At 39.0% G+C, this 14478-nt stretch carries 8 protein-coding genes; 5 read left to right on the forward strand and 3 right to left on the reverse strand.

The genetic code is table 11. The features are described 5' to 3' along the window. Positions 1–21: 21 nt before the first annotated feature. The 3 genes from ACTBZY_RS05715 to ACTBZY_RS05725 all read right to left on the reverse strand — a co-directional run bounded on the left by ACTBZY_RS05715 (position 22) and on the right by ACTBZY_RS05725 (position 5826). Entirely contained in the window at positions 22–3099 is a 3078-nt protein-coding gene (locus ACTBZY_RS05715) for a SusC/RagA family TonB-linked outer membrane protein (RefSeq protein ID WP_463045383.1), read from the reverse strand. A 702-nt stretch (positions 3100–3801) separates the two neighbouring features. Continuing rightward, complete coding sequence (locus tag ACTBZY_RS05720) at positions 3802–4740, reverse strand: aldo/keto reductase (protein WP_463045384.1); 939 nt, start codon at positions 4738–4740, stop codon at positions 3802–3804. Positions 4741–4983: 243 nt separating this feature from the next. Next, positions 4984–5826 (reverse strand): helix-turn-helix transcriptional regulator, encoded by an 843-nt coding sequence (locus tag ACTBZY_RS05725; protein WP_463045385.1) that lies wholly within the window; start codon positions 5824–5826, stop codon positions 4984–4986. A gap of 168 nt (positions 5827–5994) precedes the next feature. On the opposite strand from ACTBZY_RS05725, the gene ACTBZY_RS05730 reads away from it, so the two are divergent. The 5 genes from ACTBZY_RS05730 (at position 5995) to ACTBZY_RS05750 (ending at position 14299) form a co-directional block, all read left to right on the forward strand. Next, positions 5995–9240 (forward strand): DUF1553 domain-containing protein, encoded by a 3246-nt coding sequence (locus tag ACTBZY_RS05730; RefSeq protein ID WP_463045386.1) that lies wholly within the window; start codon positions 5995–5997, stop codon positions 9238–9240. Between the two features lies 1 nt (position 9241). After that, positions 9242–10759 carry a DUF1501 domain-containing protein gene (locus ACTBZY_RS05735; RefSeq protein WP_463045387.1) on the forward strand — a complete coding sequence of 506 codons (1518 nt, stop codon included), beginning with the start codon at positions 9242–9244 and terminating at the stop codon, positions 10757–10759. Positions 10760–10771: 12 nt separating this feature from the next. Then, positions 10772–11881: an NHL repeat-containing protein gene (locus ACTBZY_RS05740; RefSeq protein ID WP_463045388.1), complete on the forward strand. Its 1110-nt coding sequence runs from the start codon at positions 10772–10774 to the stop codon at positions 11879–11881. Between the two features lies 1 nt (position 11882). After that, positions 11883–13250, forward strand: a complete 1368-nt coding sequence (locus ACTBZY_RS05745; protein WP_463045389.1) for a c-type cytochrome domain-containing protein — start codon at positions 11883–11885, stop codon at positions 13248–13250. A 338-nt stretch (positions 13251–13588) separates the two neighbouring features. After that, positions 13589–14299 carry an SGNH/GDSL hydrolase family protein gene (locus ACTBZY_RS05750; RefSeq protein WP_463045390.1) on the forward strand — a complete coding sequence of 237 codons (711 nt, stop codon included), beginning with the start codon at positions 13589–13591 and terminating at the stop codon, positions 14297–14299. Positions 14300–14478: the final 179 nt, after the last annotated feature.

A 14478-nucleotide genomic window follows, 5' to 3' on the forward strand; every position in this document is an offset into this window, starting at 1 on the left:
TCTTATTTCTTTAAGTCTCTTTTAAAAATTCACTTGTAATCCTATTTGATAATTCTTTGGCATAGGATATGCTCCTTCATCCACACCCTCATTAAATAATCTTGGATTACTTCTCGTATTACTTCCTACCTCAGGATAATATCCCGTATACTTTGAAAGCGTTAATAGGTTTTGGCTACTGACATAAATCCTGGCACTAGTCATTCCTATTTTGGTTAACATATCGTTAGAAATGCTATAACCTACCTGTACGTTTTTAAGTCTAAAGAAAGAACCATCTTCTAAGTAAAAATCAGAGAATCTTCTATTATAACCTGGGTCTGTTTGCGTATTTCTTGGCACATCCGTGTTGGTATTTGAAGGCGTCCATCCGTTCAAGGCATCGGCCAAATAATTACCTTCTGTATCAAAATACCCTCTATATCTTGTTCCGTTCAATATTTCGTTACCAGCAACACCATCAAACAAGAATGTCATATCGAAACTCTTGTATTCTCCACTGAAATTCAAACCATAGATGATTCCAGGTGCAGGATTACCAATGTATGTCTGGTCACTGTTGTCTATTTTACCATCGCCGTTGAGATCTTTAAACTTTAAATCTCCAGCCTGTGGTTTGTTAAAATCCTTAGCCGCTAAGGCTTCCTCATCTGACTGATAAATACCGTCTGTTACGAAACCATAAAACGCTCCGATTGGATGACCTACGTCTGTTTTAGTAGACTTAAGCCCGTTTGAAGTAAACTGACCTTGAATAATTGGCGTAGCTCTACCTAAAGCAGTCACTTCGTTTTGAAGGGTCGTAAAATTGGCACTTACAGAGTATTTGAAGCTTTTACCGAAGTTGTCGTAATAGTTGGCTTGAAATTCAAAACCGTTATTTTTTATACTCGCGGTATTGAAAGGTACCGCATTTCCAAAACCAGTATAAAGAGGTAAAGAAAGAGCGACTAAAACATCTTCAGAGTTTTTATTGAAATAATCCATCGTAAACTGAAGCTTATTTTGAAGCATATTAAATTCTACTCCAATATCAGTGGTTTTCGTTGTCTCCCAAGTAATATTAGGATTCACTCCTTTAGTAATAGAATACCCTTGGTATCTTGTCTGTCCCGCTCCAATGATATAGTCAGAGTTCAGATTTAATTCAGGGTCGATAGCGTAAGCATTGACGTTATTAGAACCAATCTCACCATAACTTGCTCTCAATTTAAGATTCGTTATAGCGGTTACGTTTTGCATAAAAGACTCATTACTAATATTCCAACCTACAGCTGCTGATGGGAAGGTACCCCATCTTAAATCTTCTCTAAACAAGGAAGAACCATCTCTTCTTAAAGTAGCCGTAAGAAGGTATTTACCATCAATAGTTACATTGGCACGTCCAAAATAAGACAACAAACCAGTTTCATAAGCATTTGAAGGAGCTTGAGCTCTATCAGAAGCAGCAGAAGCCACCCTTATGTCGTTACTAGGGAAGTTTCTTGCGACTATACCTAATGAGCGACCTTTTCCTACTTGGGAAGAATACCCCCCTAAAACATCTACTTGTGTCTTGCCTAATGTTTTAAAGTAGTTCAAAGTATGCTCGGTTAGATAGGACAAAAAGTTAGAATTACTTTCATTTAATTCTGCAAAAGGCTTATTACCCATTGGGGTATCATTATGCTTGTATTTCGGCGTAAAAGTGTAATTATTTGAGTTAGACATATCCACACCCACATTAAACCTATACTTAAGACCTTTCAGTATTTCCAAAGTAGCATCTACGTTTCCAAGTAAGCCATTGCTGGTTACTGTTCTATCTTCAATAGTGGCTAAGCCTAAAGAGTTAATCAAATTACCCACTCCTGAATAATTACCTAAACTTATAGTTTGTCCTGCTGGTACGTTTGTTCCAGTAAACGCTCCGTTCTCATCATAAATAGGCACGGTAGGAATTTGGTCTCTTTCGCGGCTAAAATAATTATTAGGATTATTCACCGAACGGTTTACGCCTAAGGTCTGCTGTAATTTGAATCTACCTTTTGTATAACTTGAATTAACCCTGATGTTTGTTCGTGAGAAATCAGACTCTTTCACAATACCTACTTGTTCCATGTGATTCATAGAGAAATTCATAGTTGTATTTTTAGAACCACCACCCATACTTAATCCAATATTGGAAATTGGTGCATTTCTCAAACTTTCACGTTGAATATCTGAATCTACATTTGGATTAAACTGAGCATCGTTTGAAGGGAATCTTGGATTGCCGTCATTATCTCTCGCTCTGTTCACTATATCTGCATATTGACGTGCATTTGCCCAATCTATCAAATTAGCTGCTTTTTGAATTCCTGTACTTGCATTAAAATTAACAGTCATATCGCCACTTCTTCCTTTTTTAGTGGTTACAATGATAACGCCATTAGCCGCTCTAGAACCATAAATGGCTGTGGCAGAAGCATCTTTAAGTACTGAAACACTTTCTATGTCTTGTGGATTTAAAGAACCCATTCCACTAGTAAGCATACCATCTATAACATATAAAGGACTAGCATCCGATAGTGTACCTGAACCTCTAATTGTGATTTTCATAGGTGAATCTGGTGAACCTCCCTGTGGAGATACTCTCACGCCCGCCATTCTACCTTGAAGCGTTCCTGCCGCATTTGAAGTGGCAAACTTGCCCAGTTCTTCTGCGTTTACTGAGCTCACAGAACCAGTCATGTCGCTTTTCTTCTGGCTTCCGTATCCTATAACCACTACTTCACTAAGTGCATTGGCATCCTCTGCCAATGTTATATTAATGATCGACTGGTTACCCACCACCACCTCTTGGTCTATAAAGCCGATATAACTGAATATTAATTTAGAATCCGCTCCACTAACGTTAATCTTAAAATTCCCATCGAGGTCTGTCATAACCCCATTACTAGTGCCGCTTTGTAGCACACTTGCACTTGGCAAACCAGACTTATCGGCTCCTGAAACAACTTTTCCGGTAACTTGTCTAGACTGTCCAAAAGATTGCCCAATAAATAAACTCAGAACAAAAGCAGTCATTGGAACAGCCTTCATCCAGAGCTTTCGAAATTCATGTAATTTTCTTCTCATAATTAAGAATAGTTTGGTTGTTTTTTAATTCTATTTATCTTCTACCTACGGTTCATCCATTTTAAAACAATGAAACCTCCGATGAAACTGAAAGACTTTGGCCTAGCCCAGAATCAACTTTACAAAATTCTATTATTTATCAGAATTAGTCTATTAATGAAAAAGCATAAGACAATACTATATTACCCTTAGACCAAACGGAGTACAATTGAACTTAAACTAGAAATTAATGTAAATTAGAAGTGTAAATGCCCTTTGAAGAGATATAAATGAGAAAACATGGACTTATTAAGCATAAGTACCGAAAGTAAAATAAATGTTCGATAAGTATTATATCGGGTATATAAAAAACCAAAAACATAGGAATATGCCTCTTTCACTAGAGACATATTCTTTAACTTCACATAATATTATACGTTGTGAAAGATAAAATCGCTTGATTCTCAGGTGCCCGCTAAACCTATGTTTTATCTAATAAAATAGTACTAGTCATTAAGACTCCATATTCACCAAAGCTAATATAGTACTACATTTTACTCATTTGGTTCAACAAAATGCGAGATCTTATCCCTTCAAAGATCAGAGGGAAAGGCGAGTATACCATAAGATATAGGAGACCCAATCAGGCAGTATAACAAACCTTAGTCATAAAAAAAAGGGTGAATCCCTTTTGGAAATTCACCCGATTTACGACTTAAATTTTTAACTATTCGTTATGGCATCTACAATTTCGTCAAAAAGAGATTCTGTCAAAACGCCCGCCTGCCAATCTGAAATAGTGGATGTAATCTGCTCTATTTTTCTAGCACCCATAACCACCCTATTGGCCTCTGTCATAGAAAACAAAAAACGCTGAGCCAGGGTGGAGATCTTCATGCCTTCTCTATCTGCGATGGCTTTAATTATTTCTGCGTTCCGGACATCCTGTTCTGATATCCACTCGTCGTTTGGTGGATTTGTAACATACTGATCGTATTTATTTCCTAAAAGAGAAAAATGAAGTGCAGAAGCCGCATAATAAGCAACCCCTTCTTTATGATTATGTGGTAAATCCTTCTTAAAACCATCTAGATTACATGCATCCACTTTTAAAAAGCCAGAGACGGCTTGGAAATTATCGCTGGTAATATAAGGTCTGAAACCATCTGTCGGGTTTCCTCCTACGCCTAGTGAACGAACATAGCCGTCGGCCACAAAGCCCTTCAATGTATCCAGAATTTCCTCTATCTTATTTAAAGGCACTAAATAGGGCTCATGTAGAAACAATAGATCCACGTAGTCTACACCAAGTGTATCTAAGCTCTCTTCCACACTTTGTCTCATTCTAGCGGCACTATAATCTACAACAGTGTCATGAGCGTTTTCACTTTTTAATCTACCCACTTTGGTAGAAATAAATGGTCTTTCCCCCTTCCATTGCTTAAGAGCTTTTCCCACAACCGTCTCAGACTGATTATAAGACGGCGAAGTATCCAGCGATTTTATACCGTTTTCAAAAGCATATAATAAGCAATCTACAGACTCCTCATAGTTGGTTTCTCCCCACACTCCCCCAAGACCAGAGCAGCCGTACACCAATCTAGAACCATGGGTGAAATCAAAATTCTCTTCGTTAATATCTTTTAAATAAGTCGGTTTCATTATTCAATAGTATTCAATTCGTTGCTCGTCAAAATAGCATCTCTTGCACAAACAACATTATTATAAAACTATCCTCAGATAGACAATGCAAAATTATATGACCCTTCCTAGGTGGCTTGCAGCCCATTTGGCATTTGCAGATATTATTTTGGGAAATACCTATTCTAAGATGAAAATCACCCCTACACACGGATCCCAATAAATCACAAAATCTTGATTTCAACCCACTTACGAACATTTAACCTACACCTGATTGGCCTCTAATCTATAGGTAGTGGCAGATTTACCAGAAAGTTTTTTGAAAACTTTAGAGAAATAGGTTCTATTCTCAAAACCTACTTTGTACCCAATTTCATTGATGCTGAGATCTGAAAATAATAGCAAATGCTGAGCCCTTTCTATACGGACTCTATTGATATAAACAAGAGGCCTAACGCCTATGAACTTCAAGAAAAGTCGACTAAAATAGTCTTCATTATGATGCACAATGCCCGCTATTTTTTTAACAGTTAAATCCTTATCATAATTCTCGTGTATATAAAGGAGTACTTCCGACATCTTATTTAATCCGGCCAGCTCCTTTCTTTCAGAGCCGATCTCAATATGTACAAACCTTGACATCAACTGAAGCACAATACCATTGGTCTCCATAATCCCCGACTCCAAAGACGCTGCCTGAATACTACTCTGTGTCAAATCTACACCCACCTTAGGATTCCAATTCGTCAAGGCTTTTTTTGAATTAATTGACAATAACCTTTCAAGTAATGCCTTATCCAGCTCCGTTACTTTGACTTCGAAAAGCAGTGTATTTCTTTGCTTTAAGGAGGCTTGCGACTTTAGGACCTCTTCTATATGGACATAATGTTGTGTAAAATGAGAAAAGCAATTATAATTGGAAAGTGTAAAGCTGGGAATGAGGTACATATAGCCCTTCTTTATTGTCCTTACCTTATTATCAAAAGTCACTTCCGCTGCTCCATCACTTATATAATAAAGTCGGTAAAATGGACTTATTACATTTTTGTAATTCCAGTTTTCATCTAATTCTAGCTTGCCCGTATTTAGCAATTTAAAGTCGTTCATTGTCCTATATCCTCTTAAATACTAAAAATACATTACCCTATCCGAAGATAAAAATAACACAAAAGTCGGATTTGTTAACTACAAAGTCTTTTTTGATAAATTGCTTTCTTTTAAAGTAAGCTACCTTTATTATCCAATTCAAAACACCTATTTAAATACTTCTAATTAATGACTGGAAGATTCATTCAGCATATAAAGCACACAGGCAAAGCACTGGCATTACTTACATTAATAGCCTGTGGACCAGAGTTGCCACCAGAGTTAGAGCAAGCCCTAGATGAGCTACCGAAAGAATTAGACTATAATATTCATGTTAAGCCTATTTTGTCTGACAAGTGTTTTGCCTGCCACGGACCTGATAAGGCTAAACAAAAAGCAGGACTGAGGCTCGATTTGGCTGTAGGAGCTTATGGCGAATTGCCCGAGAATCCTGGCAAGGTGGCTATAGACCCGGGAAGCTTAAATGGCAGTGAAGTTTTTCATAGAATTACGTCTACAGACCCTGATGTGGTTATGCCCTCACCTGAATCTCATCTCTCACTTTCTGATTATGAAAAAGCCGTACTCATTAGGTGGATAGATGAAGGAGCAGAATACAAAGAACATTGGGCATTTGTAAAACCAGAAATGCCGAAGATACCTTCAGTCAAAAACGAAGAATGGATTAAATCTCCGATTGACAATTTTATTCTAAGCAAAATTGAAGAAAAGAAGCTCACCCCATCTGCTCCGGCAGACAAAGAAACCTTAATCCGGAGAGTCACTTTTGACTTGATAGGTCTTCCTCCTACCTTGAAAGAAATAGAAAACTTTAAAAACGATAAAAGCCCAGAAGCCTTTGAAAAAATAGTAGACAGGCTCCTTAATTCGCCTCATTATGGAGAAAGAATGGCCACAGACTGGCTAGACATAGCCCGTTTTGCAGACACCCACGGGTATACTGTAGACAGGCTTCGAGATATGTCGCCGTATAGAGACTGGGTCATAAAAGCATTTAACGAAAATCAGCCTTACGATAAATTCATTCATTGGCAATTGGCAGGAGACCTCATGCCCAACCCAAGCAAAGAAATGCTAATAGCCACGGCCTTTAACCGTAATCATCAGCAAAACATGGAAGGAGGTATTATAGAAGAAGAGTTTAAAGCCGAGTATGTTATGGACAGGACAAACACGCTGGGAGATGCCTTCTTAGGGCTCTCCGTAGGCTGTGCCAAATGTCACGATCACAAGTATGACCCTTTTTCTCAAAAAAATTACTTTGAGCTTTTTAGCTTTTTCAATAATGTAAAAGAAGCAGGTCAAATCTCATGGGACGACGCACTTCCCACTCCCACGTTATTGCTTCCTACCCAAAAGCAGGAAGAAATTATAAGCTTTATCAATGGGGAGTTGACTTCAGAAGAAGCGAAGCTTGAAAAAATCATTAATAGCGGACAAAAAAACTTCCAAAACTGGATAGAGAAAGAAGGCTATAAGCGTCTTAAAAATCAAAGCATTCCGGAAAGTGGGCTAACCGCCAAATACACCTTTGACCAGAAAAATATTAACAATGCTTTAAATGCGAATCAAAAGGGATTCATGAGCATAGAATCTGGGGCAAAAGAGCAGCCCATTTTTATACCTAGCCCTAACGGAAATGGTTTAAAATTAAATGGAGATGCTTGGCTAAATACCGGAGGTGCAGGAATATTTGGTAAATCAGACGCTTTCACCATCTCTTTAAATACATTTATTCCTACAGAATTCACCGAAGGTGTCATTTTCCATAAAGGAATTTCAGAACGCCTTTACAACTTTAGAGGATACCATGTTTACATCCGGAAGGATGGTATTTTGGAAGCAAACATCGCTCACAATGCTCCCTCCAATGCTATTCTAAAGTCTAGCAAAATAATTATACCAAAGAATAAATGGATCAACTTATCCATGACCTATGACGGCTCCTCAAAGGCCAAGGGACTCCGTATATTTCTGGATGGCAAGGAATTGGAAATGAAAACGGAAACAGATGAATTGACAAAAGACATACTGTTTGACCCTCAAAACTTTAAAAACCAACCATCGCTTCAAATTGGAGCTTGGAGCCGAGGGTATGGTCTTAAAAATGGTCTAGTAGATGACATTTTGATCTATAAAAGAGCATTGATCCCCTTCGAAATCAAAGTGATTGCTAAAACGAATAAATGGGCAGTAATCGCCAATAAAGCTCCTACAGCACTCTCAAAGGAAGAAAAGGATATACTTAGACAATATTATTTCGGGGTCGTTTATGAACCTGCCACCCTACAATTGGCCAAAATCCAAGTTAAACGAAAAACCTTAGCCGACTCCACCGAAAATATTGAGGAAATCATGGTCATGAAAGAAATGGCAGAACCACGTCAAAGCTTTATTATGGAACGCGGAAGCTATGATGCCAGAGGTGAAGACGTTTTCCCAAACACTCCTGAAAGCATTTTACCGATGCCAAAAGACCTTCCTAAAAACAGATATGGGCTGGCACAATGGCTTACAAATCCAGAACACCCGCTAACGGCCAGAGTGGCGGTGAATAGAATATGGCAGAATATTTACGGTAGCGGTTTAGTAAAAACATCTGAGGACTTTGGAAATCAAGGAGAGATGCCCTCCCATCCTAAATTACTGGATTATTTGGCGATTGGCTTCATGGAATCTGGCTGGGATGTAAAGAAACTGGTGAAAGACATGGTAATGACGGCCACCTATCAGCAAAGCTCTACAGCTACAGATCAGCACAGAGAAAAAGATTTAGAAAATCGTTTTTTAGCCAGAGGACCAGCCAATAGACTCACGGCAGAAATGATGAGAGATAACGCATTGGCGGCCTCCGGATTGCTGGTAAAAGACATTGGTGGTAAAAGCGTAAAACCCTACCAGCCTAAGGGACTCTGGGAAATTAACAATACTACTTATACGCCAGACAGTACTGATGCCGTTTATCGCAGAAGCTTATATGTACTCATAAAACGCTCAGTACCAAATCCAACATTGGCTACTTTTGATGGAAACTCTAGGAGTTATTGTGTCATAAGACGTCAAAAAACCAATACGCCTTTACAAGCTCTGGTTACCCTAAACGACCCCACCTATGTGGAAGCATCTAAGGTGATGGGAGAAGAAATGTCAAAAATAAGTGACCCTAAAAAGGCCATCAGCTCTGCTTACATGAAATTAACAGGCAAAACACCAGACAAGAGAGAACTTGATTTGCTTTTAAGTGTACAAGCTAAAGAGTTGGAGAACTTCAAAAAACATCCCGAAAAAACGAAAGGCTGGCTAGAAGCCGGTTATTATAAAGTAGATCAGAAAACGGAGCCTTCTCTTATAGCATCTAATGCAGTAGTTGCGAATCTCATCATGAATTCTGACGCCACCTTAATGAAAAGATAAAATGAGCCATCATCATCACAAAGATTTCAGAATAGATTCGCCAGAGTTTGGCGAAATAAATAAAAAAATTGACCGGAGAAATTTCCTAAACAAGACCTCTCTAGGTTTAGGCACCTTAGCATTAGGCTCCCTGTTTGGTTTTGATAAAATAAATTCAAAATCTCAATCAAGCACAGGAGTCATTTCTGACGAAGAAATGCAGCAGCAAATCTTGGCTAGCCTACCCCATTTTGCACCCAAAGCAAAAAGAGTCGTTTATATGTTTATGAGTGGAGGGCCTTCCCAGTTTGAGACCTTTGATTATAAACCAAAGCTGGTGGATATGATGGGACAAGACCTGCCTGAATCTGTCAGAGGTGGACAAAGACTCACTGGAATGAGTGCCTCTCAAAGTTCCTTACCCATCGCACCTTCTTTTACGGGATTTAAAAAATATGGTGAATCTCAAACCTGGGTGAGTGATTTGCTTCCACATACCGCACAGGTAGTAGACGACCTCTGTATTGTAAAGTCCGTTTATACAGAACATATTAACCACGACCCAGCCATTACGTTTTTTCAAACAGGTCATCAGCTACCCGGGAGGCCTTCCATGGGTTCTTGGATGAGTTATGGCCTAGGTTCCGATAACGAAAATCTGCCCTCTTTTATAGTCCTTGTTTCAAAGAACGGCGGAAAAGACCAGCCACTTTATTCTCGACTATGGGGAAACGGTTTTTTACCAACTGAGCATCAAGGCGTACAGTTTAGAGCAGGGAATGACCCTGTACTCTTCTTAAACAACCCGGAAGGTTATGACGGAAAAGACCGGGAAGAGATGCTAGGCTATTTGAAAAAACTCAATAAGTTTCAAAATGAAGATATCAACGACCCTGAAATTGATGCCAGAATAGCACAGTACGAAATGGCCTTCAGGATGCAAACCTCTGTACCGGAAGTCATGGATACGGCTGGGGAAAGTGAGGCTACTTTTGAAATGTATGGCCCAGATAGCAGAGATTCTGGCACCTATGCTGCCAATTGCCTTTTAGCCAGAAAACTGCTAGAAAAAGACGTGAAATTTGTTCAATTATACCACCAAGGATGGGACCATCACGGAGGTCTACCAGGCGGGATAACCAAACAATGTCAAAACACCGACCAAGCCACTGCAGCATTTATCAAAGACTTGAAACAGCGAGGTTTATTAGAAGATACCTTGGTGGTTTGGGGAGGCGAATTTGGTAGAACTGTTTACTCTCAAGGTAAACTTACTAAAGATAATTATGGCAGAGATCACCATCCAAGATGCTTCACCATGTGGATGGCAGGAGCAGGTGTAAAAAGTGGTTTTAGCTACGGCGAAACGGATGATTTTTCTTACAACATCACCAAAGACCCTGTACATGTTCACGACTTCCATGCGACCTTAATGAAACTCATGGGGGTTGACCATGAAAGACTCACTTTTAAATCTCAAGGAAGACGTTTTAGACTGACCGACGTACACGGAAAAATAGTAAACGACATTCTAAGTTAAATTTCAAACCCTATGCAAAAAAGAAGAAATTTCATAAAAAACACGACGCTTCTAGGTGCAATTGCCGCCATAGGCTCACCTATAAAAAGCTTCGGCATCTTACATCAAAACTTAGCAGAAGAAACCGTGATTGGGCATGGAGGTTTTAAATACAAAGTGGATAAAGCTTGGGCAAAATTGAGCGTAAGCTACAACCCACTTTTAAACTGCCACGAAATGGTGCAAGACAGCCAAGGCCGTCTTATCATGATAGGTGACCATACCAATAACAACATCCTGATTTTTGATAAATCTGGAAAACTCCTAGACACTTGGGGACACGCCTTTCCTGGTGGCCACGGACTTTCCATTGGTAAAGACCAAGGAGAAGATTTTTTACTTATTACCGACTGCGGATGGTTTCAAAACAAAACGGGAAAGTATGAAAAGCAAGCTGGTCAAGTGGTTAAAACTGATTTAGATGGCAGGTTGCAATTTGCCCTAGGACATCCTAAAACCATTGGTATTTACCGAGAAGACGAACCTTTCATGCCTACAGAAACTGCCGTAGCACCAAATGGAGACATCTATGTAGCAGACGGTTACGGCAGCGATTATATCATTCAGTATGATAGTAAAGGCCAATACATCAGGCATTTTGGCGGTCATCATAATGAGAACAAAGAGCATAATTTATCCAATGCACATGGGGTGGCCATAGACTTAAGAAACCCTGCAAAGCCAACTTTGATTTGCACCTCAAGAAACGAAAACTGTTTTAAGGTTTTCACGCTAGATGGTCAATTTATTGAGAGAATTGACTTACCAGGTATGCATGTGTGTAGACCTGTATTGCATCATCAAAACATTTATGCAGGCGTATGTTGGAGCAAAGACGAGGAAGGCAAAACAAATTGGGGCGACTCTGGATTTGTGACCATACTAGACCAAAACAATAAGGTAATTAGTAACCCTGGCGGACAAGCACCTAAATATACAGCAGGTAAACTGCAGGCTACCACCAACCTAAAGAATCCAATTTTTGCTCACGGTCATGATGTCTGTATAGATGAGGACGACAGCATTTATGTATGCCAATGGAACGCCAACCATACCGCACCCATTAAACTAACTCGCGTCTAAAATGATATTACTGGATATAAGTACTTTTCTTGGGAGAATGCACCCATTGGTGGTGCATTTGCCTATTGGCTTCTTATTAATAGCAGGCATTTTTCATTTGGCTTCTTATTTTCCAAAATATAATAACTTTGGGAAAGCAACAGAACTGGCCCTTCTTTTAGGTTCACTCTCGGGGATTGCGGCCTGTTTTTTGGGTTGGCTTTTATCAAAATCAGGGGATTACTCCTATCAATTATTAGAGAACCATAAATGGAGTGGCATAGGCTTAACGGCTATTAGTTTAATCCTGCTTTTCTTATTAAGCGAAAAGGGAAAATCTATGGTTAAGGTGCCTAAACAAGCCACTTCCGTCTTGTTTCTAAGCATAGTGGCACTGATGAGCTATGTGGGTCACCAGGGTGGAAACCTGACCCACGGTACAGAATATTTAACCTTGGCTACTTTAACAGAAACCAAAAGAGAAATACCGGAAAAAATAGAAGATGTACTGGTCTTTGAGGATTTGGTTCAACCCATTTTGGACAAAAAATGCACACAGTGCCATCAATCGGGTAAAAAGAAGGGTGAACTGGTACTTAGCTCTTATGAAACCATCATAAAAGGCGGTAAAAATGGGCCCATATTGGTGTCAGGAAAAATAGACGAAAGTGAAATAATCCGAAGAGTCACTTTAGAAAAAGAGCATGAGGAATTTATGCCAACGGATGGCAAAACGCCACTGACCAAAGAAGAACTAGCCATTTTGAAATGGTGGATTACAAATGATGCGGTGAACAAAGAGGTGGCCTTTTTAGGCTTGGAAAACCATAAAGAAGTTCTAGACAATGTAGAAGTATACCTGGGCTATAAAAAAGCTACACCTGGCGGTGAAAATAATTTGGTAAGCTATAATCCCAATATTCCTGCCAATGCCGACCTGAGTTTGTTACCAGAAATTGAAAAAGGAGGCTTTACTTTTAGAGTGATGAATCATGAGCCTTTAATGCTTGATATTGCGATTGACAGAAATAGGCTGAGGGATAAAATAGATGTAAAAGGACTTTTACCTTTGGCCAAAAACATCGTTTGGCTTAACCTAGCGGATGCAGCCCTTTCAAGTTCAGAGATTCAAGACATTAGCCAACTAGAGAACCTTGAAAAGGTCAAACTGAATGGAAATAAAATTGAAGACTCTTTTCTTCCTAAACTAGCCTCACTCAAATATTTGAATGCCATTAATTTGAATGACACGCCCATTACAAATAAAGGCTTAAGCTCCTTTCAAGGACATGAAAACGTGAAACATATTTATATTTGGCGTAGCCAAGTAAATAAGGCAGAAGCTGCTAAATTTACAGAAGAGAACCCGCAGATAGAGGTGGTTTTGTAAACTTTTCAATTGGCTCTATTGGAAATAAATGAAATAATTTTATTCCTAATATTGCCCTGTACTGTCTGAGCACCAACAAAATTCATAAAACAAATGTTATTGCTCTATTTTAGAATTTTGTTGGTGTGAGTTTACAGGGTGCTGTTTTTTGGGGCGGTCGGCCACTGCCGTTCGTTTTTCTTCGTACGGTGCGGCGACCCGCAAAAATGAAGTTCCCGCCCAGTCTACCGACAGGCAGGTGAAAAGCGAGCGTTGAAAAGGTTATTGCGGTTATGAGATTATGGAAAAATTTACTTCTCTTGTTTTTCAATACATTAAAACGGAAGTAAACTAAAAATATGAAAAGAAGAAACTTTCTTATAGCCAGCTTGGCAGTTCTTAGCATTCCTGCTTACGCGAGTACTAAGAAAAAGAAAATTGCCTTTATAGGCGATAGCATAACTGCTAATGGTGGTTATATAGATTTCCTGAGGGAAAATACTCCAATATCGACAAAGTTTGATTTAGTGAACTTTGGGAAAAGTAGTGAAACTGTTTCCGGGCTTTCAGAAGCATTTCATGATCCTAAACGACCTTATCTTTTTGACAGATTAGACAGTATTTTAGCAGAAGACCATTTTGATGTTTGCTTTCTTTATTATGGTATAAATGATGCTATTTATAGCCCATTTGACCAGAAACGCTTTAAAGCGTATAAAAAAGGAATTGCAAAGGCTGTTAAAACCATCGCCAAAACGGGAGCCAAAGTAATTCTGCTCACTCCTACGCCTTTTATGGAAACGGGCATGAAGCCTAATGGCGATTTGCCATTGGATAGCTACAGCTATAAAGAGCCTTATTATAAATACAATTCTGAGGTTATTAGTCGCTATGCATCGTTTATTTCTACCTATACCCACAAGAATGTACTCAAAACAATAGACACTTACCATCCCGTTTTAGAAAACGCCACCATTTCTTTTGGCCAAGACCGCATTCATCCATTGACGGCTGGGCATAGGGTTATTGCGGAAACGATATTCGAGGCCATTGATTGGTTAAAGCTTTAAACTAAAAAAAGAACTTTTTGGGGAATTAAAGGGCTTGCAAAAGCAGTATGGAGATGAGTTGGTTTTAGCTTATATGAATCTGTAAATCGGAAGCATAAAAGTGCAAATCCAAGCAAAAATATCCATTGCTACAATTTGTTTATCAACTATTTAAAAATCTTATTTTAACTATTAAGTTT

Source organism: Arcticibacterium sp., from assembly GCF_055134445.1.